This window comes from Halomonas sp. McH1-25 (genome assembly GCF_022348165.1).
Taxonomy (GTDB): Bacteria; Pseudomonadota; Gammaproteobacteria; order Pseudomonadales; family Halomonadaceae; genus Modicisalibacter.
In genome coordinates this window covers 19,862-41,090 of record NZ_JAKRFI010000009.1, presented here as the reverse complement: position 1 = coordinate 41,090, position 21,229 = coordinate 19,862, and the positions used below count along the sequence as shown (strand labels likewise).

General features: G+C 60.3%; 25 protein-coding genes. All 25 read right to left on the bottom strand.

Going from position 1 to position 21,229, the window contains the following annotated elements; translation table 11 throughout:
- Entirely contained in the window at nt 1–375 is a 375-nt protein-coding gene (locus MHM84_RS18615; protein WP_239268076.1) for a TIGR03745 family integrating conjugative element membrane protein, read from the bottom strand.
- Nucleotides 376–476: 101 nt separating this feature from the next.
- The gene (locus MHM84_RS18610) at nt 477–692 is read right to left on the bottom strand and encodes a TIGR03758 family integrating conjugative element protein (protein WP_239268074.1); all 216 of its coding nucleotides are present in this window, start codon (nt 690–692) and stop codon (nt 477–479) included.
- Nucleotides 692–1,051: an RAQPRD family integrative conjugative element protein gene (locus MHM84_RS18605; protein WP_239268072.1), complete on the bottom strand. Its 360-nt coding sequence runs from the start codon at nt 1,049–1,051 to the stop codon at nt 692–694. Before MHM84_RS18605 ends, MHM84_RS18610 begins: the two co-directional genes overlap by 1 nt.
- A 151-nt stretch (nt 1,052–1,202) precedes the next feature.
- Nucleotides 1,203–1,907 (bottom strand): TIGR03747 family integrating conjugative element membrane protein, encoded by a 705-nt coding sequence (locus tag MHM84_RS18600; protein WP_239268070.1) that lies wholly within the window; start codon nt 1,905–1,907, stop codon nt 1,203–1,205.
- Entirely contained in the window at nt 1,894–4,080 is a 2,187-nt protein-coding gene (gene traD / locus MHM84_RS18595) for a type IV conjugative transfer system coupling protein TraD (RefSeq protein WP_239268068.1), read from the bottom strand. Before traD ends, MHM84_RS18600 begins: the two co-directional genes overlap by 14 nt.
- A gap of 8 nt (nt 4,081–4,088) precedes the next feature.
- A complete protein-coding gene (locus MHM84_RS18590; protein WP_239268065.1) occupies nt 4,089–4,667 on the bottom strand; it encodes an integrating conjugative element protein in 579 nt (192 codons plus the stop codon).
- A 15-nt stretch (nt 4,668–4,682) separates the two neighbouring features.
- The gene (locus MHM84_RS18585; RefSeq protein WP_239268063.1) at nt 4,683–5,441 is read right to left on the bottom strand and encodes a transglycosylase SLT domain-containing protein; all 759 of its coding nucleotides are present in this window, start codon (nt 5,439–5,441) and stop codon (nt 4,683–4,685) included.
- A 3-nt stretch (nt 5,442–5,444) separates the two neighbouring features.
- On the bottom strand, nt 5,445–6,155 hold the full coding sequence (locus MHM84_RS18580) for a TIGR03759 family integrating conjugative element protein (protein ID WP_239268061.1): 711 nt from the start codon (nt 6,153–6,155) through the stop codon (nt 5,445–5,447).
- A 10-nt stretch (nt 6,156–6,165) separates the two neighbouring features.
- Entirely contained in the window at nt 6,166–6,954 is a 789-nt protein-coding gene (locus tag MHM84_RS18575) for a FlxA-like family protein (RefSeq protein WP_239268059.1), read from the bottom strand.
- A gap of 3 nt (nt 6,955–6,957) precedes the next feature.
- Nucleotides 6,958–7,569: a hypothetical protein gene (locus MHM84_RS18570; protein ID WP_239268057.1), complete on the bottom strand. Its 612-nt coding sequence runs from the start codon at nt 7,567–7,569 to the stop codon at nt 6,958–6,960.
- Between the two features lie 153 nt (nt 7,570–7,722).
- Nucleotides 7,723–8,316: a hypothetical protein gene (locus tag MHM84_RS18565; protein WP_239268054.1), complete on the bottom strand. Its 594-nt coding sequence runs from the start codon at nt 8,314–8,316 to the stop codon at nt 7,723–7,725.
- Between the two features lie 77 nt (nt 8,317–8,393).
- Nucleotides 8,394–8,627, bottom strand: a complete 234-nt coding sequence (locus tag MHM84_RS18560) for a hypothetical protein (RefSeq protein WP_239268052.1) — start codon at nt 8,625–8,627, stop codon at nt 8,394–8,396.
- Nucleotides 8,628–8,642: 15 nt separating this feature from the next.
- On the bottom strand, nt 8,643–9,227 hold the full coding sequence (locus tag MHM84_RS18555) for a hypothetical protein (protein WP_239268050.1): 585 nt from the start codon (nt 9,225–9,227) through the stop codon (nt 8,643–8,645).
- 607 nt (nt 9,228–9,834) lie between these two features.
- Nucleotides 9,835–10,368, bottom strand: a complete 534-nt coding sequence (locus MHM84_RS18550; RefSeq protein ID WP_239268048.1) for an STY4534 family ICE replication protein — start codon at nt 10,366–10,368, stop codon at nt 9,835–9,837.
- Nucleotides 10,369–11,210: 842 nt separating this feature from the next.
- Nucleotides 11,211–13,241, bottom strand: coding sequence for a DNA topoisomerase III (locus tag MHM84_RS18545; RefSeq protein ID WP_239268046.1), 2,031 nt, complete (start codon nt 13,239–13,241; stop codon nt 11,211–11,213).
- A gap of 268 nt (nt 13,242–13,509) precedes the next feature.
- Nucleotides 13,510–14,085: a hypothetical protein gene (locus MHM84_RS18540; RefSeq protein ID WP_239268044.1), complete on the bottom strand. Its 576-nt coding sequence runs from the start codon at nt 14,083–14,085 to the stop codon at nt 13,510–13,512.
- A 20-nt stretch (nt 14,086–14,105) separates the two neighbouring features.
- Nucleotides 14,106–14,603, bottom strand: coding sequence for a single-stranded DNA-binding protein (locus tag MHM84_RS18535; RefSeq protein WP_239268041.1), 498 nt, complete (start codon nt 14,601–14,603; stop codon nt 14,106–14,108).
- 106 nt (nt 14,604–14,709) lie between these two features.
- Entirely contained in the window at nt 14,710–15,156 is a 447-nt protein-coding gene (locus MHM84_RS18530) for a DUF3158 family protein (RefSeq protein ID WP_239268039.1), read from the bottom strand.
- A 27-nt stretch (nt 15,157–15,183) separates the two neighbouring features.
- Nucleotides 15,184–15,507 carry a hypothetical protein gene (locus tag MHM84_RS18525; protein ID WP_239268036.1) on the bottom strand — a complete coding sequence of 108 codons (324 nt, stop codon included), beginning with the start codon at nt 15,505–15,507 and terminating at the stop codon, nt 15,184–15,186.
- Nucleotides 15,508–15,631: 124 nt separating this feature from the next.
- Nucleotides 15,632–16,393 (bottom strand): PFL_4669 family integrating conjugative element protein, encoded by a 762-nt coding sequence (locus MHM84_RS18520; RefSeq protein WP_239268034.1) that lies wholly within the window; start codon nt 16,391–16,393, stop codon nt 15,632–15,634.
- A 93-nt stretch (nt 16,394–16,486) separates the two neighbouring features.
- Entirely contained in the window at nt 16,487–17,731 is a 1,245-nt protein-coding gene (locus MHM84_RS18515) for an STY4528 family pathogenicity island replication protein (protein WP_239268032.1), read from the bottom strand.
- Nucleotides 17,731–18,345 (bottom strand): DUF2857 domain-containing protein, encoded by a 615-nt coding sequence (locus MHM84_RS18510; protein ID WP_239268030.1) that lies wholly within the window; start codon nt 18,343–18,345, stop codon nt 17,731–17,733. The genes MHM84_RS18515 and MHM84_RS18510 overlap by 1 nt, the downstream gene beginning before the upstream one ends.
- Nucleotides 18,342–20,396, bottom strand: coding sequence for a ParB family protein (locus tag MHM84_RS18505; RefSeq protein ID WP_239268028.1), 2,055 nt, complete (start codon nt 20,394–20,396; stop codon nt 18,342–18,344). The genes MHM84_RS18510 and MHM84_RS18505 overlap by 4 nt, the downstream gene beginning before the upstream one ends.
- 2 nt (nt 20,397–20,398) lie before the next feature.
- On the bottom strand, nt 20,399–20,899 hold the full coding sequence (locus MHM84_RS18500) for a hypothetical protein (protein WP_239268026.1): 501 nt from the start codon (nt 20,897–20,899) through the stop codon (nt 20,399–20,401).
- Nucleotides 20,900–20,992: 93 nt separating this feature from the next.
- Nucleotides 20,993–21,223: a type II toxin-antitoxin system HicA family toxin gene (locus MHM84_RS21600; protein ID WP_343218305.1), complete on the bottom strand. Its 231-nt coding sequence runs from the start codon at nt 21,221–21,223 to the stop codon at nt 20,993–20,995.
- Nucleotides 21,224–21,229 lie beyond the last annotated feature (6 nt).

The window sequence follows — 21,229 nt, the reverse complement described above, 5'->3', positions numbered from 1 at the left end:
TCACTGCGCAAGAATCGGCGCGGCTTCGGTACTGAGCCAGATGACGACCAGAATCAGCACGACGCCGACAAACGCGGTTACGCCGAACTTGGTCCACTCACCACGCGCCCGGCCCTCGTTGAACGCTGCAAGGCAGCCGATCCCTACCCAGATGAACGCGGCGGTACTCAGCAGCAGGCCGGCCAGGACGAAGCCGTCGTAAAGATAGCCCTGGGCCGTGGTGCGGATGCCGCCCGCCCCCTGTGTGGGCTCCTCGAGCGTCGGCAGTTCGGCCAGCGCTACGCCAGGCACGGCAGCGACCGCCAGCGCGACCAGCAGCTGGCAGGCGTGCGTGACACGGAGAGAAGCGCGTTTCAGCAGCGATTGAAAAGTCATGTCGCATATCCTCGGTGGTTGCATGTTGACCATGGTGTGAATGGGTCCGCCTGGACCCGAGGTTGCCCCGGCGGGGCCTCTCAGCTGTTCCGTCAGCTTCGTCAGAGGAACAACCAGAGAAACAGCAGGATCAGCAGCAAGGCTCGCCAGCTCACGGTGGCGATGATGTCGCCTTCTACCCGCCCCTTGACGTAGCCGCGATACGCCGACAACAGGATCCAGCCGGCAACCAGCAAAATCGCCGAACAACCCACGCCGGCAATGAACCAGGAGAGTTCGCTCCCCTCGATGCCAGCCCCCGCCTGAAATGCGTCCATCACTGCCCCCGATCGTCGAGATAGTCGCCATCGAGCGGCTGTGGCTGACGCGGCAGCAGCCGGTCAGGCGCGAGATAGGCATCAATGCCGGAAGAGATCGCCTCGAGATCGGCACGCAGGCGGGGAATGTCGAAATACACGCGAGTGGTCTCGGGATTGGCTTGCTGCTGGCGAGCGTCGAGACGAACGACCACGATCTTGATCTGCTCGATTTGCGTCTGGATCAGCGCCAGGTCGCGACGCTGGATCTCGTCAATGTCATCGGCTGCTACCGGGAGTGACAGGGATGCGCCGACCAGGAGCCCACCAAGGACGCTCATGGCGCGTAGGAAAAGAGAAGGGTTGCGTTGCACCGTCATGTTGAAGTCCTGTCGTGGGTGGTGACGACATGGCTCCATGGTCAAGTGATGTGGCGGCAGGATCAGCCCGAAACGTTAAGCGAAACAAACGGGTATTCTTTGCAAAAAAGCCCCGCCGTGGCGGGGCAGGCAGGGAAGCCTCAAGCGTGAGTCAGAGGTATTTCTTGAAGCTCGACGTCGCGATGGCAATCATCAACCCGAACAGGAAGGCGCAGGGCAACAGGAACAGGTTGGGGTGGATCGAGAACGGCAGCGACAGGTAGAACAGCCAGCCCGTGAAGAAGATCGGCGTCACCAGGCGCTTGGCATGGTGATAGATGAACGCCGACTCCCGTCCGGCCCCGAAACGACGCAAGTCGCGGCTGACCAGGCCATCGGTGAACCCGACGATCGCTGCCAGGATGAACAGCGGCGAGGTCAGGACCAGGATTACGCAGCGCGTCAACGTCATGAGCGTGACGAACATCGCCGCTTGCAGGTAGGTCTTGAGCGTACCTGCCCAGCCACCCGCCCCCGCTCCCTGATTGACCCAACCGGCGATGCCAGTCTTCACGAACGCCCACTGGTAGCACGTTTCGATGACCGTCGTGGCGAACTCCGCCGGTGACGACACCAGCAGGGACCGGGCGAACTGGCTATCGAGATAGCCCATTTCGGCGAACATGGTCTGACGCGCATGCTCCGAGCCAGCCTGGCTGAACCAGTTGAAGTAGATCCCGACCCACTCGATCAACACCGAACAGAAGATCGACAGAATGACGATCCACAGCAGTGTGAAGGGCAGCTTCGCCAGCGTTCCCACCAACCCGCTGCGCTTTTTCTCGGCACGCTGTACCGGCGCTTCATCCCTCGCCATGGTTTACCTCCGCACTATCGTCGCCAGCGGCAGGCGCTGCCGACAGGCTGCGATCCCGGGACCAGGTAGCCGACTGCGGGGCGTCGAAGTCCAGATGGATCGGCGGCGGCATGACGCCCTCCCACCACTGGTCGCCGGTGCTGTACTTGTCACGCATCCGGGCCGCGATGTCGGCCACATTCTTCGGTACATCCTCGGTCTTGTCGGGCAGCGGTAGCGGCATGCGAATCTTCCAGAGCTGGCCGCCCTCGAGCAGCGCGAACGCCTGCCCCTTGGGCAAGCCGATGATGTCGTTCGGGACCAGCATGTCCACCGACTCGGTGCCGATACGATCGCCCGCCGAGCTTGAGAAGTCCTGATCGCTGTTCACGTCGGCGTTGTCGCTGGCCATGGACACCATGAGGCGCGTCGATACGTTGACCTTGGCCAGCTGGTCGGTGAGCAGGCGAGCGGTGCGCTCTTCACGCACACGCAGCATGATCAGGTTGTTGAAGTTACCCACCACCTGGCCCGCCTTGGCGGTCGAGCCGATACGCGCCTCGATATCGGAGAGGGTCTGCGTATACGCCGTGACCTGGATGCCGGCACCGCCGCCCTTGTTGATCAGCGGAATGAACTCGTCACCCATCAGCTCGTTGAACTCGTCGCAGTGCAGATTGATCGGCAGCTTCCTGGCGGCGCTCTCGCCCGGCAGGCCGTCCTCGGAGCCGAACTTGTAGATGTGCCCCGCCACCGACACGATGTCGGCGAACATCGAATTGCCCACCGCCTGGGCGACCTCGAAGTCGGAGAGCGCGTCCAGGCCGACATAGACGATGCCGCGTTTGCGGATGATCTGCTGCCAGTCGATGATCGGCCTATCGTCCTCGATGTCGGCGTAGTCCGGGCTGAGCAGCTCGGCGATCTTGCCACTGGTCAGCTTCTCGAGCAGTGGCAGCAAGCTGGCCACGATCTTGTCGAAGTAGGTCTTGTCGTAGCGCACGGCAGAGAGCAATCCATCCAGAACCGGATCGGTCAGCGTCTCGATGACCTCCGGCTGTTGCAGGTACTGAACGATCGCCACCACCCGCTTGTGCCGCCCGACCATGTTGCGCGGCATGTTGCGGTCGTTGAGCTTGCCCTCGATCTCGGTGATCTGCTGATTGGATCCCGGCATCTGCTGCTCCAACGTCTCCTGGACGTACTGCATCAGCAGCGCATCGATGTTCACCACGTCGGCGAGGATCTGACCGTAGCTGGGCCGCTCGCCGAGGGCATGGCGGGCACGGGCCACGATGTTGACGAAACGCCAGGCGAACTGCCGGAATGCCGCACTGTTCCCCTCGCCCGACAGCTGCCCGGTGACGCGCGTCGACACCTCGGAGAGACGCGAGAAGCGACCCACGGCGTTATAGCGACACGACACGTCCGGCCAGCCCAGGTGAAAGATGTAGAACTCGTCGCCTCTGCCGGCCTTCTGCGCTTCGGTGTACATGCGCATCATCAGGTCGGCGTCGCCCTTGGGATCGAAGCAGATGGTGATGTCGCCGCGGCGAATGTCCTGGGTAATCAGGATTTCGGCCAGGCGCGTCTTGCCGACGCGCGTGGTGCCCTCGACCAGGGTGTGCCCCACACGCTCGCCCAGCGACATCCAGACATCATGCTCCTTCCACTCGACGGCATGCAGCGCGGGACGGCCCCCGACTGGCGGCAGCGGCCGTACCGGATTGAGAAACGAATCCCAGCGCAGCAGCGCAGCGATGTGCTGTCCGATCGCCCCGCCCTCCATCGACTGTTCCAGCCGTCGTGCCCGCTGATACCAGGGGCTCGGCAGGACGTAGCATTCGGCAGCCGGCTGGGCCGACTCATGCAGGCGCTGCGTGTGCCGTGCCTGCCACTTGAAGCCCTTGCCGAGCCATAGGCTGCGCTTGCTGACTGGCACCTTCCGTGCCGGCAACGCGAAGCGCGGCAGGCGTCGCATGTTGCGCCGGTAGCGCAGCACGACCCATGCCTGGCGGAAACGCCAAGCACCGAAAGCGACAAAACCCAGCGCCATCGTCATACCCACGCTCGGCGCGAGTGCCAGTGACCAGGGCGCCCAAAGACACAGCGCCACACAGCCAGCACATACCGCTACGGTGTACAGCTCGACTGCCGGACGCAGTAGCGACTCGAGAGGATGATTACTGCTCATGTCGGCTCCTACTGCTCGATGCCATGCTGATTGATCAGCACGGGGTAGTGGCTCAGGCCCAGCCGATCGGCAAGCCCGTCACCGGATGCCGGTCGCAGCTCCAGGCCCTGCGCCGCATCGCGAAGGGCTTGGAGCGCCTGCTCGTCCTGGACCTGGATGACCAGCCCCACCGCGTTCAACTCGCGCAGAATGTCGCCACGCTCGGCAAGCCATTGCCGTGACAGCGCGTCATCACCAATCAGGAAGAGGGGCGTGAATCCTCCTGGGAGATTGAGATCCCGAGGCATGACCGGCCCCGGCGTCAACCGCTCGCTCTCAATCGGCAGCATGTCACGTTCGCCATAGCGCTGCGTCGGGCGTGGTGGCACCCCCGTCTGCGGCGAGAAACCCTCGTCTTCGTCGACTCCGGACCCCTTGATGGCCACGAAGTAAGGCCGCGCCGAGGTGCCGCCATGATCGGCAACCACAATGAGCTGAGGCAGCCCGGGCGGTCGCTCGGCGGGTAGCTGTGCCTGCGCAAAAGGTGTCAGGGCGACCATCAAGCACCCCGTCATGAAGCTGAGACAGTAAAGGTTGGTATGGCCCATGAAGGCTCTCCTGATTCAGCGGATGGGGACTTCGGCCATCCAGCGACGCGGCGCCGGTGTCACCCAGGTGACATCGGACGTCGTGGTACGAGGTGCGGGAGTCATCCAGATCACGTCGGCATTCGGTGTGACGTGTGAGGTCGGTGTCGTGCGCGGGCGTGGTTGACGCGCGAATGCAGGAGCTTCTCGAACGGCTGCCAGGGCCGGCGAGCGCGAACCGATCGATGGCGAGGCCCCCAGCCGGGCCAGCTCTTCCCTGACCGCCGCACGATAGTGCTCGGCGGGCTTGCCCCCGGCCGGTCGGTGGTAGCGCCCAGCCGCGATCAGCCAATCGCCGGTATCCTCGTAATGGCCTCGGATCAGCGCCGCCGCCTCGTCGAGATTGGCGTAAGGGTTAAGACCGGCACAGGGATCGCTGAAACGCTTTCCGGGGCCGAACAGCTGCGGCTGCCAACGCACGTTGAGCTGCGCAATGCCCACGTCGACGATGCGGGTCTGCTCGAGCGCATCCAGTAGCGCCTCACAAGCCGAGTTTCGATCGCCGAAACGCATCGACTCGCCGGCAATGTTGAGCGTCCAGGGCCAGGGTCGGATACCGGCATTGAGGCTCACCTTCGACTCGGCACTGGCCACGGCATACAGCACTTCCGGTGGGACGCCGTTGTCCTCGGCAGCCACGACATAGGCCGTGGGAATATCCGGCGAGCCGGCATTGGCCTGGCTGGCCATCAGCAGTCCGCCCAGCATCGCCATCGCCATGATCGCACCGCGCATCGCTCACCCCCTCGGCGCAACGCGCGGCAGTTCGGCGGCATCGACGTTCAGCGATCCGCCGTGATTCAGGGTGATGTCGCCGGCGCGGACCAGCTCGGGGGGAATGCCCACCTTGGCCGCCCAGCTGCGAATGCGTCCATCGTCGCCGTTGGAATCCACGACCCAGACATCCATGGCCGCGCCGGTGCTGATCAGCCGCTTCACCGTGGTATCGCACTGGTTGCACCCTTGCGTGGCCACCACCACGTTCAGACGCTGCGACGACGCGCTGGGGTTGCTGCCGAAGACCGATTGCGTGGCATCGGTGCCGTCCTTGGTACTGAACGAGTTGACCGGCATGTCACCGGGGTAGAGTCGCTGCCAGGCGGCATCGTAGGCACGCTGAAACGCCAGCTCGGCTTCCACGCGCCGGCGCTCGGCCTCGACGAGCTTTTCGGCGTACTTCTGTCGTTCGGCCTGGGAACGGGCCTCGAGACCCAGCGCGGTCAGCGGGTCCAGGTTAGGCGACCAGATACCGCGAGGCCCTTCCATGATCGACTCGTAGCGCTGGTACTCCTGCTGACTCAATCCCCAGGCTTCTGCCGCCTGGCGATCGCTCTGATCGATCCGGGTCTGGTCGACGGTCGTGTTCTGGGTCGGCGGCGACTGCGCCCATCCCGGCAGGGCCACCAGCATCGTCAGCGAGAGCATGCCAACGGATAATCGTTTGCTCATGGGGATCTCCTCACGGAACCGGGACAACGACACGCTGGCCGTTGAAGAAGAACGATGCGGAGTGGCCATCGATCGAGGTCAGCTGCCACCCCCCTATACTCTGCCCCTCGCCGATCAGGTGCAGATCGCTCAACTGACCGACGGGGCCGGAGGCGATCGCGAGATAGCTGCGACCGCCTCGAATTTCCCGACCGGCCACATTGAATGGGGGTTTGGGCGTCGCGGCGGGCCGCGACGTCGATTTCCTGGGTTCGCTGCGCTTCGCGCTGGCCTTCTGCTGCTGACTGGCCTGGAGCTTGCGGATCTCCTCGATCGCAGTCTCGAGCGCCTGCTCTTTTTCCTGGGCGGCGCCGAAGCGAAGATCGACCGAGCCGGACAACTCATCGAGCCGCTTGGTCAGCGCATCGATCTGCGCGGGAAGTGCCTGGCGATCGGGATCCTGTTGAAAGCGCTCATTCGTCTCGACACGGCTGGTGAGTGCCTCCAGCTGGTTTGCCAGACGTTCCCGGGCGCTGGCACGAACGTCCTGATCCGCTTGCAGGTCGTCGAGCTGGCCACGCAGCTGATCGATGAGCAGCTGTTGTTGCTGGAATCTCGATTCCAGCGTTGGGCCATCGGGCTTCCTATCGGCAACCGCGAAGTAGACCACGGCCAGGCCGGTGATCAACACGACACCGATCAGGGCCAGGCGCGGACCCAGCCGGCGACGCTTGCGCTCGGCAACGGGAGTTGTGCCTGACGCCTGGTCAGTAGGTGTATCGGTGCGTTCGGGGACGATGGAGTCGGTGTTATCCGTCATGGCTTACTCCCTGACCAGTCGCTGGTCGCGCACCTGGTAGCAAATGAGGCGGGCAATGGGATCGGCCTGAACCTCGAAAGCGCTTCCGGCAAGTACCTGGAGCGCTTCGTAAAGCGGCATCGGCCCCAGATGAAAATGCGCCGCTGGCAACGACCGGCTGTAGAGCAGCTTCTGCGGGTCACTCTGCGGGGCGCAGAGGTTATAGCCGGTATGCTGGAGGGTGTAGCGCAGCCCATCCTCGACCGTGGGATTCACTGAAGCAGGAATCGAGACATTGACGATCTGCTCGAGCAGGTCGCGCTGCTGCAGCGTGGTGTTGGTCGCCACCAGCGCATAGCGCCCGCCGCGCAGCACCTCGACATAGGCATCATCGGGATCGCGATAGATGTCCGGCTCGACGTCGTGATTCGGTTGATCCAGCCCGGTAGCCACCACTCTTACGTCAGGGCCATCGCCTTCGAGGGTCGCCACTGTCATGCGATCGACCAGCGGGTACTCAGCGGCAAGCCGCTCGCTTTCGCTCTGCTGAGGTGCCTGCTGCTGATGCGCGCACCCGGCAGTCAGCGCAATCAGGAATGCTAAGGGAATCGCTCGGGTTTTCAGGAATGGGTACATCGCGTTTGGCCTCGCGGAGGGGGGAACCTGAATGATCATGATCGGGCTCACCGTGCCCAAGGCAGCGGCCTGTCGCGATGGGAAATGTTAATTGCACTCGGAGCGCTTTTGTCGGGCACAAAAAACGCCCCGAAGGGCGTTTTGGGTGAATCATCAGCAGCAGCTCGAAAACAGCTTGTCGGCCACTGCCTTGGCGACCTCGTTGGTCAGTTCCACTCGCAGCCAGGTGGCACAGAACTCTAGCGCCCAGCGGATTTCCTCGCGATCGGCAAGCCAATGCGCTTCACCGCTCAGGGGGTCTCGCCGGTAAACCGACCAGACGCCGTCGCGATAACCGATCTCGAGGCTGTCCTCGGGCTCACGTTCATTGGCCACGATCACATCCTCGCTGTTGGCCGCGAAACCGACGAGCGTGAGCCGGGGTATATCCCGATTCACGGCGCGTCGACCGGAAGGCAACGCCGAGTGATTCCACAACGCCGTTGGCCAGCCACCATTGCCGAGCGCTGTCACCAGGTCAGCTGACTCCGCCTCCGGCGTCCGCTCGGGCTGAGACAGCACCGGCTGACCGTTCAGGTTCAGGTGCTGGCACAGCCTACCGATGTTGACCACATCCAGACTTTCTCCACCGATCTCTTGGATTTCATCGGGTATGTCCCAACCGGACGTGCGCTCTAGTAGGCGCAGGCCGGCCAGAATCACGTTCATATCCCCGGCGGTTAGCTGATAAGTGAAAAAGTTACTCATTGGGGTGTCTCCTGATTGAATGGAGCCACCCCATCGGGGAGTGGCCCCGAATGGGTGAGTTGGTTCAGTGTGTTCCGCTATCGCGCGACAACGTGATAGCAGGGTCGATCGGCGAATGCCTCCAGCGCCGCCTCGGGCGTTTCTCCCGCAACGGCTCGGCTTTGCCGATCGAACGCGATCCAGCCGTTCTCGGCCTCTACCGGGTAAGCCCGGCGCAGGTAACCGATCTCGACTGCCGACCAGGCCGGGTTGCCGTCGTAAATCACTTGCGCGGCCCCACTACGTCGGGGCACCAGGCAATAGACCCTCATGTCTGCACTCCGCCGTCAGGCTGCGTCACTGTTGGCCGCTTCCGATGTGTCACCGGTCACGACAGCGCTCCAGCGATACCGCCAGAGCTTGCCTTCCAGATCCTTGCCCACGAAGAAGGTCGAGGTATGGTGATGCACGAAGATCACGGTGCCGATCAGCGAGCCATCCTGATTCCAGCATGCCCGATACCGGAGCCGATCGCCCGGCCGACAGGCCTTCGACAAGCGGCGGCGCTCGGCCTGCTCACGACGCTGACGCCGACAAGCCTCACGCCATGCAATCGCATTGGTGTCCTGAGCATCGGACTGACGGAGCAGGCGCTCCGGGCAGTCGTAGACTCGTGGCCCCGACGACTCGTCGATGTCCTTGTAGCCCCAGGAACGATCCCCCGCGCGGCGCGCGTCCGGCGAAGGCCCCTCGAGCAGGAACACGACGATGAAGCGATACCGCTTCGAGACGTGCCGAAACAGCGCATAGAGCACGTTGCCGCGCCGGGAATGGTCGATGATCTCGCAGTGGCCGGGCTCGTTCTGGTGTTGCAGAAGCCAGTCGACGAGCTCATCACGTGAGTGAGTGTGGTAGGGGACGCTCCAGCCCATGGGGTCTCTCCTGAACTGAGGGAGAGACGCCCCCCCGCCGGGAGAATCTCTCCCGGTTGGGTAAAAAAACTGCCTCATTAAGAGGCAGCTTTGGCGTAGACGGTCGGTCAGCCTCGGCGATGTCGGCGTTCCTGCCGGCGATGGATCGTATAAGCGTAACCACCACCGATGAGCAGGATCGACGCACAGGCCGTGAAGAGTATTCCTAGCAACGTGCTTGCAGGATCCATCATGACTCGTCGCCTCCATTGGCTTTACGTATGAGTGAGTCTAGCACGGCCTTTGCGACGCCAGCGATCAGGGACACGCAGAAGAACGCCACACCGGCGACCGTAGCCCTAGAAAGACTATCGGGTTGCGCCTGAATGGCCGGTCCCAATAACGCAGCGACAACGCAGGCTGCCGTCACGCTGCTGCTGATACGATCAACCGCATCAAACGCAGCTCGGATGAGTGTGAGTATCGAAGTCTCGGACATAAGCATCTCCAGTCTATGCCGCACTGGAGACGCCACCCCACCGGGGGAGCTGTCTCCCCTGCGGGTTGGGTGGGTTTAACCGCACGCCGGAAAGCGAACTTCCCGGTAGGTGAGGTTATTTAAGTTGAATCAGACTACCGCTTCGCCTGCGCCCACCGACCCACTGACTTCGGGTCGAAGCGCTTCGTTGCCCTGGGGTGCTGTCGTGCCATGTTGGTCAGGTGTTTGGTTCGACGGGGTCTCATCACGCCGTGGCGCTTCATAGACCTTCTCACCATCCACTTTTGCCCAGTTGACGAACAACAGACGCGCCTTGAGGCTGACGGCAGTTTCCCCGGCACGATCACCCTTGGTGCGGGTGAACAGGTCGGGGTAGAGATCGCCAAGCTTGAAGCCGATCAGGATCTTGGGCTCAGCAACGCCCTTCTCCTTGCGATCGGCCACGGTCGCGGCGAACTTCTTGACCAGTTTCTCCGCTTCCTGACCGTTCACGCGGCAGTCGAAGCGGCGATACTCCACATCGTCGGCAGGTCCGTTCAACGCGGATATGTCGCAAGCCCAGAAGGGCGTGCCACGCTTGGGCGTGACCTTGCGGATCCGATTGACGTAACCCACGCCAATGATGTGCAGGTCGAAGAACTGAGTATCGGTAGTGTTGGACATGGTGTACTCCTTGCATTGAGTCGAGTGACTCCGGGAGAAACACCATCCTCATCGGGGAAGTGTTTCCCCGGATGGGTGGTACGGCAGCGTGCCGTAAATTCGGAAGTGGCATCCAGCTCGATCGAGCGCCGTCTCTCGGGATGCGTTACGGCTTTGGGAATTGCCCGAAGGCAAAAGGCGCTGTTGTTACCGTCAACAGCCAACGTCTCACACCGATAGGATTGCGCTACTCGCGCGCGGCGTCAACCCTCAAACGTCGATCGTCAATCTCAAGGCGGGGCGGTGAGTTGCCTCGTCGCCTCGCCTTGGGATTGAGGACCAAAACTGCAAGTCCATCCAGCTACCAGGTACCGGTGCGGGTAGCGTGTGAAGTCTGCCATTATGCCGGCTATCGCCCGTCATGCCCCTCGTCGTCATGCGTTCGATTTGCCCTCGCATTCAGTCCCGTGTCATGGCGTTGGACCGGTAGGTTTGTGCGCGGATCCCCGCACAAAGGGAGCCCGGTGGTCAGGCGGCGGGCACCGCCATTGTGAAGCGCAGTTCAACCGGCCAGCGAGACTCCCCAGAGGGAATCTTGCTGGCCAGTCGAACCTGGCTGAAGGGGATGGTCGACGACCAGTCGACCTGAAACACAAGGAACCTGGAGCCCGAGCATGCCAATGCAGTGCAAAGTGATCTTTGCGGTGGGCGCGCATTCTCACCAAGTGTTTGCGCTTTGGGATCGGACTCACGAAGAGTCCAAAGGGACCAGCTGATAACCGTCAGTTGGCAACGGGGTATGGTATCGATTATCGAGGAGTGTAGCCATTCTGGCAATGTCACGTGTTAACTCGATAGTAAACTCATGCCTTGCTCCTCGAGCCCGAGCTGGTCTTGCGTCGTGTCGTTTTCTTCCCCCCGATCGGTTTGGTGCCGTCACAGTCGGGATAGCGTGAACACGACCAGAACGGTCCGTTGGTGCTTTGACGCTTGCGCATCCTGGCCTGGCACTTGGGACAGGTTTCGCTTGGCGCTTCGGGGAGATTCAGCCGGGGTTGCTGGAGCGCGACGCCGATGAGCTTGTCCAGGAGCACATTCTGACGCTGCATGAAATCGTCCAGCGTCATGCTCCCCTCGGCCACTTGGTCCAGCGCCTGCTCCCAGAGCGCCGTCAGCCCGGGATTGCTGATCTGCGGTGGCAACGCGGCGATGAGACCCTGACCCAGCGGGGTAGATACGATCGTGCGGCCCTTCTTGCGAATGAAGCCACGCTTGAGCAGCGTCTCGATGATCCCGGCACGGGTCGCCTCGGTGCCGATGCCGGCGCTCTCACGCAGCATCGCCTTTAGCCGCTCGTCGGTCACAAACCGGGCCGCGTTCTTCATCGCCGCGATCAGCGTTCCCGCCGTAAACGGCCTCGGCGGCTGGGTCTGACGATCCTTCACGCCGAGATCGAGTACCCGGCAGGTTTCCCCCTGACGCAGAGGCGGGAGCGCCTGCGATCCAGCGGACTCGTCCTGGTCGTCGTCACTATCGTTCTGCCCTTTACCCTTCCCTCGGGGAAACAGGACTTTCCACCCCTCGACTCGCACCTGACGCCCCGATGCCCAGAATGCCTCGCCAGCGAGATCCAGGCGAACGTCGGTCTGATCGAACTCATGCGCCGGCAGAAACTGCGCCAGGTAGTAGCGCCGGATGAGGTGATACACCCGGCGCTCGTCGTCGTTCATGCGATCGGGTTGACAGGGGGACGTGGTGGGAATGATGCCGTGGTGGGCCGTGATCTTGCTGTCGTTCCAGACGCGGCTCTTGAGGTTCTGATCCAGGCGCTCGATGACAGGCGAGAGCGAGCGATCCGAATGCAGGAGCGCCGTCACGACTACCCCAACTTCGGATAACATTGATGTCGGCAGGTAGCGGCAATCGGTCCGGGGATAGGTGGTCGCCTTGTGGGTCTCGTAGAGCGATTGTGCAATATCCAGCACCTGCTGCGCCCCGAAGCCGAACCGGCGAGAGCACTCCTGCTGCAGCGTTCCCAGGTCCATCACCAGCGGCGCCGACTCGCGCTTGCGGGCCGTCTCGACAGCGGCGACGACCGCCTGCCCGCCCTGCCCCCGAGCAGCCACTTGGAGTGCCGCCTCACGGTTGACGCAGCGCCCCTCTTCATCGAGCCAGGCCTCGTTGGCAGGCAACCACTTGGCCTGGAACTGGCCACCTTCTGCCTGAAGATTGGCTAGCACGTCCCAGAACGGTTTGGGTACGAAGCTGGCAATCTCCTGGTCGCGACGCACGACCAGCCCAAGCGTCGGTGTCTGCACACGCCCCACCGACAGCACACCCTCATGCCCCTGCCGCTGCGCCAGTACCGAAAACGCTCGGGTCAGGTTCATTCCCATCAACCAGTCGGCGCGCGACCGGCCAAGCCCGGCCTGATACAACGAGTAGGTCGCTTCCCCAGGCAGGATGTTGCACAGCGCTTTACGTATATCAGCTTCAACGAGAGTGGATAGCCATAGTCGGGATACTCCCCCCCGGTATTGGCAGGCGTCCAGGAGTTCTCGTCCAATTACCTCTCCCTCACGTTCAGCGTCGGTTGCCAGGACTACTTCATCGCACTGCTTCAGCAGCTCCTTTATCACCTTGAATTGCTTGCTGGCGTCCTTGCGCACCGTGTTCTTCCACTGCGCCGGACGAATCGGCAATGTCTCGAGCGACCATTTCTTGAACGCAGGATCGTAGGCTTCCGGGGGCGCTTGTTCGAGGAGATGACCGAATGCCCAGGTCACGGTCACACCGTCACCGTGTAGGCACCCCTCGCCCTTGCGTGTCGCGCCTAGCACCTTGCCGATATCGCGTGCCTGGGAGGGTTTTTCACAGAGAAATAATCGGGGCATGAGAACGACCTCTTGCAGGAAGTAGGCCCACGGTGCGCGGAAGGGCAAGCTTTTTACAGCAGAAAACTTAATGGCTACCCGAACCAATAACGAGATGGTATACGACTGATTAGCGACTACGCCGAAGCAAAAAGCCAAGTGCTTCAGCGTAATGCAGCTATCCTGAAAGCCAGCCATCCCGTACCTCCAGTTTCACCTGCGGTACCTACGAACTGGTCTAGCTCCGACTGCGTGTCGTCCATGACTACAAACAGGCTCCCTCCCAGCGTTAATCCAAAGCAGCCCTGAGCCGCTGCATCAGCGCACTTTCCATGGCATCGCCATCGTAAACAGTGCGCGGGTTAGCGGGTGCCCAGCTGTAGTGAATCCGCGAACCGGCACCGCTTTTCTGGATCTGGACGCGCTGCACAATGGAATATTGGACACCACCGACGGTTGCCCGACCGTAGTCGCCAAGATCGTAAAAGACCCCGGGAGTTGTCTGATGCTTCCATGCCGCGTCACCCATCCGCCAGTCCGACATGGTATTGCCCTTCTCAAAGTCATCGGTCGACCGGAACCCCATCGCTGGCTTGATCCTCGCATAGGCGGTATCGACATCGACAGGCGTTTCGATGTCGATCGAACCGCTCTGACTTCCAAGGCTACTGGCATCGACAACCTCGCCCTGGGCATTTGCAGCGACCTTCTGCGGGGTCTCATTGGGATCGTAATTGCCTGGCTCGCCAGTAATCGGATTGTTGAAGCAGGTCACGCACACACCACTCGAGTAGTAATGATCCTGACCAGCACAGCCCACCAGGGAGGCCAACACCGCCACGCCAACACCTACTTTCCATTTCATTCTAATCGTCCGTTTTCTGATTACTGAGAATGAGACAGGTCTGTATCTGTAGGATACTGCCACTCACCATCCGGTCCGGCGGATTTGGAGTAGGCGCCCCGCTGATTCGTCTGGTATGCCGGATACCCTGACTGCTGCGGATTGCCTTGCGCAGGCTCGAGAACGACCTGAGCTACTCGATATGGAAGAATGCCGATTCGCACCGCCTGAACCTTGAACTGCGAGCGTTCCTCGCCCGACTCACGGTCCTTCCACTCGTCGAGTACCATCCGGCCCGACACCATCACGCGCATGCCCTTCTGATAGAGACGCGCCCAGGTCTCGACCTCACGACTCCAGATCTCGACGTTTGCCCAGAATCCACCGCGATCGATATTGCCATTGTCGGTGGGTACGGGGTTATCAAACCGTACGTTTAGCCGCAGTACGCCTCGAGGAGGTTGATTACCATTGGCGGGAAGCAACTTGTATTCGGGATCGGTGCCGATGTTCCCCTCACCCATGAAGTGCGTGCTCATGTGGGACTCCAGTCGAATGAATGCTTTGACACTGTCGCTATTCAAGGGAAGGGATGTCAGCGAGAAACGTTAATGCGCTGCGGGAATCATTACTGGTGTGTTGGCATCACACCATCGATTCGATCTCGCCGAGGTCTTTCAGTAGCTTGTTCAAGCGGTCTACCTGCCGAGTTGCCGCAGCAACCTTTGCGTTGAAGATGGCCCGCTCGGTTTCGATTTCAACCAGCTGGCGTTTCATGCCATGGGAAACATTCTCATCCTGCAAAACCGCCTCGAGCAATCGGCGTCCCATCTTGGACTGCTCTTTGTCACGCCACTGCACGGCACGAACCCGGCCACCGCTATTGTTATGGGCCTTCAACCATAGACCAGCCTGAACGACGGTCTGGTTGTACTGGTTGGCGAAGTCCGCCGCCTCTTGCCACATCCGGCGGCACTCCTCGTCTAGTTCATCCCTAAAACGCAGGACCTCCCCTTTACCCTTAAAGGGTTTTAAAAGGCCCTTTGCGTATTGATTCAGTGCAAAACCTTGTCGCTGTTTCAGTGCAGTCATTGCTCTCACGGTCCTATTATGTAGCTATTACTTATATCGATGCCTCACCCAACCCAGTAGTCGCGATGCCAGTGGCATCACCCAGGCCCAACCCAGCGAAAGTGATGCCAGTGGCATCAGCCAGGTCCAATCCAGCGAAAGTGATGCCAGTAGCATCACCCAGGCCCAACCCAGCGAAAGTGATGCCAGTGGCATCACCCAGGCCCAACCCAGCGAAAGAGATGCCAGTGGCATCAGCCAGGCCCAATCCAGCGAAAGTGATGCCAGTGGCATCAGCCAGGCCCAACCCAGCGAAAGTGATGCCAGTGGCATCAGCCAGGTCCAACCCAGCGAAAGTGATGCCAGTGGCATCAGCCAGGTCCAATCCGGCGGAAGTGATGCCAGTGGCATCACCCAGCCCAGCCCAGCGGAAGTGATGCCAGTGGCATCACCCAGGCCCAGTCCAGCGGAAGTGATGCCAGTGGCATCGCCTCAGTCAGCCATTGTCCTCTTCGGATCGTGGCGTCATAAGTTCATCATTTAGGTCAGTGCCTACCAGGTCTTGCGAACCAGTTAAACCTATACCGAGCTCACGCCGGATCGGTGGCGCAAACTCGCTGCGGCGCGTCCCTTCCAGAATATCTCGCTGCAGTTCGCCGAACTTCTCTTTGGCCGCTCGAGCCTTTGCATTGTTGGCTGCAAAATCATTGCGCGTAGCACCACTGAACCCAGGAAACTTCACCGGCGCATAACAGAGCGAGCGCATGGCGTGGCCGCCCTGATCTCTAATCATCGCTGCACGTTGTTGGTTGCCTAGTAGGCCAATGTGATGAGCTAGCAACACGTCTCGCACAATGCCGTCGTACTCCATCAATAACATGACGGCCTGCCAGCCCATCTGCCCTCCAGTGAATACCGGCGTCACAAATGGCTGCTGGCTGACGTTACGGCTGACATCCAATCCCTCGGGAATGGTTTCCAGCAACCTGCTCACGCGATGCTTGAGCTGATGCAGTGCCTGTCGGGTATCGTCAACCTTGTCTGCCAACATTAGAAGCCAGCTATCGGCATAGGGATCGTCCTTGGCCGCTGCCTGATGTATCCGGCCGGCAAGAAACAGAAACTGCTTCAGGCCCACTACTTGTGGCTTGCCGCTTTCGACCCCACGGCCATGCCACGCCAACACGGCTGGGTAGGTGTGTAGGGTCATTTCAATACGACTACGTAGCTGCCCTACACGGGGCTCAGCGCTGGACATAAACTCTCCCTACCAATGCACTAGACGGGATATCAGCATCGGTCCTCAGCACGAATCGCCCCATCGGAAACGTTAAATGCGATCACTAACGTTTTATCGCCGGAGCCCCAAACGCTTGAACATAGCTTCACGGGCCTTCTCGGTTTCAGCTGATATCGGCTGAGGTTTGGAGGGTTCAGGTGCCTTTTCCGAATAGGTAGGTGGGGCGATGCTGGCCTTCTTCGTCGGCGCTTGCGAAAACACCGATGTATCCCTGCGCTCTGCAATGCTGCGTCCGAAATGCGTCACTTGGAACTGATCCGACATGGCACGTTTAGCCAGCGTATGCAGAAAACCTACCGGTGATTTCACTTTGCCAGCTTCGAGACGTCCGGCAGCCTCATCAATGACGGCCTGCTGAACGTCGTTAGGCAGTCCGGTCAGCAGAAAAGATACGGCTTTTCGTTCGTCACTGGTCAACTCAAGCGGCCAGGACCAAACCAGTGGCGTCGAGATTTCCTCGCGTGCGGTGGTTTTAAACACAGATTTTGTATAACTACGTACTGGGGTAGACACAGACCGCATGGAAACTTCTTCGTACGCAGCTGTTTTAGCACTAAGTTTCCGCTGGGAACTAGGCGTATCCTTGCTTGGAAACTGACTGGATCCCTTCGGGAAACTGAGAGAATTTGCCTGAGTTTTCATACAGAACTGAGCATCGGAAGCCTGAGTTTCCATAGGAAACTCGGCTCGCCGTTGTCGCTCTGCACGTTGGTCGAGAACGTCTAGCCGGGTCGGAGCCTCAAGCACACCATTCTCGGCCAGCTCATCGCTAATCAGCCTGGCCACCTTGGCCACAGCCTTATTTCTATGACGTGTGCAGTGAATCACATACTCGATGTAGTCCCGATCTAATGACAGCGCCTCGGCTGGAGCCAGGGGCTCATCATGTAATACATAGATATTGCCTATCATTCGCCCATTAGCGGTGTTGCGTGCTTTCATGCCCAACGTCATCCAGCGAGTCAGACGCAGAATCGCAATGACACGGGCAACAGTCTTGCGTGAGGCCTTCTGGCCCGCTCCCGAGCGCAGCAATGGCTCCAACTCATCGTAGGTCGGGAACGCCGTTGAACGGTCAGCATTCGACATCAGACGAATCACCTGCCAGCCCAGCACATCGACCGCACCCAGACGATGGTCCACCAGCAGTGCCCTGGGAACGGTTTCGTGCGGGTTGCCCAAAAAAAGCAGCCCGTCGAGTGCATCCTCTTCATCAGCCAACGCCGAAGCTTCGGAGCCTCGGCGTTGGGTCAGAAATGACGCGGCGCGCCCAATGAGCACGTCGTAGTTCTTCATCACGCCACTCCTGCACGCCGCACCTGACCCTCGTCCTCACCTGGTACGCTCTCCTGGCGCGCTTGCTCCGGTGTGGTCCACTGCTTGATCAAGGTCCAGATAACGGCCAGAGGAAGCTTGACCTCCTCAGCCAGAACCAGCATGCCGCGAATATCCTCGGACGCTGACGGACTTGATGGATCATCACTAATGGTCTGCCAGCGGTGCCAGGCGTCGACTTCGATGGACTCCTCGGGCATGGGGAGACGCCCTTGTCGACTCGGCACACCAAGAAGGGTGCGTCGAGCAGAACAGTCATTGGGGGTCAGACCGAAGAAGGTGGCCAGCATCTGCACGCTGGCTCCATGACGAATGCAGTGATCAACCAAGCCGTCGCGATCCTGATCACGATCAATGCGTCGCAGCGCAGCCTTAAACGTTTCGTGATCCAGTTCGAAGCGGGCAACTCCTGGAAACTCGTTAATTAGGGATTCGATCTCGCTGGCACGTAACCGGCTCAGGCGCTGGAGCTCTTCGTTATTAAATCCCAGTGCTCTTGCCCGGCGCATGTCACCCTCGCGAATCAATACCAGGGCCTGGTTGAAAAGCGCATGATTGAGTTGTGGTGTCGTCATACCGGTTCCCTCCCTGCATCGTCGAACGCTTCTGCTTCGCGTAATACACGAATCAGCCGGGCTAGCCAGAACACGCGGATGAACAGCCCATCGGGCAGGCGAACTTCGCTGCCGGTACTGTGGCTACCGACCAACTCTCCGAACAGTGACACTTCAGCGGGTAGCATCGGATCGATGTCGCCTTGAAGACCGGCGAACAACTGCCAGATGAGTTGCGCCCGTCGTCCCGGGTTGTCTCCGAGCGGCCCGAGCTCGTAGCCCAGCCCTTCACGAGCGTTAAGACGAATAGTTTTGCTGGTACCGCTGGCCTCGATCTCTGCCCAACCGGCCAACGCCTGAATGACCTCGCCGATCTGCATGCGCAAGTCGCGCGGATTGCGACGCCAGGCAGGTACATGCCAGAGGTCGGTAATCGGCGCGACGGGACCGCCCGACATCAATGGCACGCTCTTGAGTGCCGCAGCTTCGAAGTCAACCGCTTCTTCTCCATGCTCTCTGGCCTGCCAATGGCGAAGCTGGCGATGCCCTTCACTTTCCTCGTAGGGCGAGAGCGTTAGGTCATCGATTAGGTTTTCTTGTTCTACAAGCGAACGAGTCGGCTGCGGGTTGTGCTCTTGCATGACCCCATCGGTATCCAGCAACCCTTCCCATTCGTCGCTGCCGGAATCGCTAGTGCTAAAGGGCTGTGGCGCAACTGCCGATTGCTGGGATTGTGTTTCCAGCTCGGCGTTGCGTTGTTCGAGCTGCTCGAGCTGGGCGCGCATCGCCTTCATCTCTGGCGATTCATCAATGCCACCTGGGGTTGGTACGCTGCGCTCGCGGGGTTGGGTAGCCGACGTTGGTGACAGGTTTGTCTGGCCGTCCTCAAAGGTCAGATCATCCAAGTCACCACCGTGGCTTTTCTCACTGAGACTGATATTCCTAGCTTGACCAGCGTTCCGTTGCGACAGCAGGGCATTACTCTCTGGTGAGGTCCTCTGGCTACCTTTGCCTACGCTTTCTTCCTGCGGTGGATAAAAATGCCGCTCTTGGGGCTGGCGAAGCCGCTCCAACTCGCTGTCGACTGTAGTCCAGACATCAGCTTTCTCTTCGTCGCTGGCGGCCCGCGCATACTTACGCACAGTGAACCAGTTCTTCCATGCCATATCGATCGGATTGAAATGCAGCCCGGTCTGGTCGTGGAGCATGCCCTTAAGACGATCCTCGACGAGGTTCCAGCGGAATTCGGTCTGGCCCTCATAGTCGAGCTGTGCCATTTCCTCATGCCATGCTTGGGCGAAGTCGCCATCGACGACGCTAGTCGCCCATGGTTCCCCCTCGCCAAGATCGTCGGCATGGGCCTCCCAATAGGCGCGGCAACGTTCCCAGCACTCTTCGCAAAACTGACGATAGGAAATAAGCTTCTCGATTTGGGGTCGGCCCATGCCGCTGTCGAGCGATAGAGGAAGCGTGGGCAGGAAGTGCTCGATGGTATATAGCATGCGGCTGATGTGGCTTTGGTTAATGGTATAGCCGAGTGCCTGTAAGCGTTTCGTCAGCTCACGCTGCGATATCTCTTTTTTCTCCTCCTCCTTGATCATTCGCTTGGCTTCATAAACACCCCGCGCCCGCTCAATCCAACTGAGCTGGCCCCGGTTATCGTTCTCGGCAAGATGGCCTGCGAGGACGTTGATTTCGCCCTGCCAAGGTATGAAATGGCAGTCCTGATAGTAAAAGCGCTCCTCGCCAGTCTCCTCGTGCAGCTCCTTGAGTATCTTCAACCGGGTATTACCGCCATCAGAAATCATGTAGCGGTCATCACCCGGACGCTGGGTGACAGTCAGCTTCTGCTTGAGCCCCACAGCACGGATGGAAGCCTTTATCTCTTCATACTTGGGATTGTGCTGTGTCCGGGGGTTGCGATCGTACGGCCGAAGATGATCGAGCGTCAGCGACATCGACATTTCAGTGGTCGGCGCGGGCAGCCGGTCGGCAGGTTTGGTATTCAGCTTCGGGCCAGGCTGGGTTAGCTTGGCCGTAATTTCATTCGGCGTAACTGAATGTTTGCTCATAATTACCACTCCGGCTGCCACGAGGCGGACAATTCAGGATCGAATAGGCGGCCAAGCTGCTGATTCAGGTGATCAATACTCTGAATAAGTCCGATCAGGTTGTGATCGCTATGCTCTTCGGAGGGGCATTCCCCGCACAGCTGGGCTACCCCTCGGCGTAGGTCAGTGAGGTTGTCACTGACGATCACTAGCAGCTCGAAGTCACTGAGGCTGTGATACTGAAGCTGTGCCCAACGCAGGCTGTGATGAGGCTTCACCTCGAGCCGGCTTGTCCTGTCACAGGCCATGTGGAACACCAGCCAGGTGTCTGCCAAAAGCGAGCGCAACGCTTCGTTGTGCTTGGTTCGCGCCTGGGGATATGCCTCAAACCAAGCATCCAGTATCTTGACCCAGTTGGCGAACGGATCGGTCGCCCCCAGGGCTAAGCGCTCCCGAGACATCAGATACCGCTCCATGCCAGCGCCATGCGATTTACGAATGGGGAAACGTAAGATATTAGCCATGGGTCCCCCCATTCCGGCGCCTCTGAGCGAAACTGTAATAAAAGCGAGGTTTATGGCCTGCTGTATACTCCTTGCCAAGGATGCAACCGAGGGTCATGGCTTTCCCTCCTCTTGTTGATCCACCCGGCGCAGGCGTGCCAGCACGTTCCTCTCGGCACGGGCATCGCTAGGTGAGAAGCCGGTAAACACAGGGGGACATCCGGGCTTTGTAAAGCGGACATGACCGCCGCGAGTTCGCTCGACAACCCAACCGTGAGAAACAGCGAAGCGAACAACACGCTTCAGGGCATGGGACGAGTAATGGATTGGAAGCGAGTCAGGCATGGATCA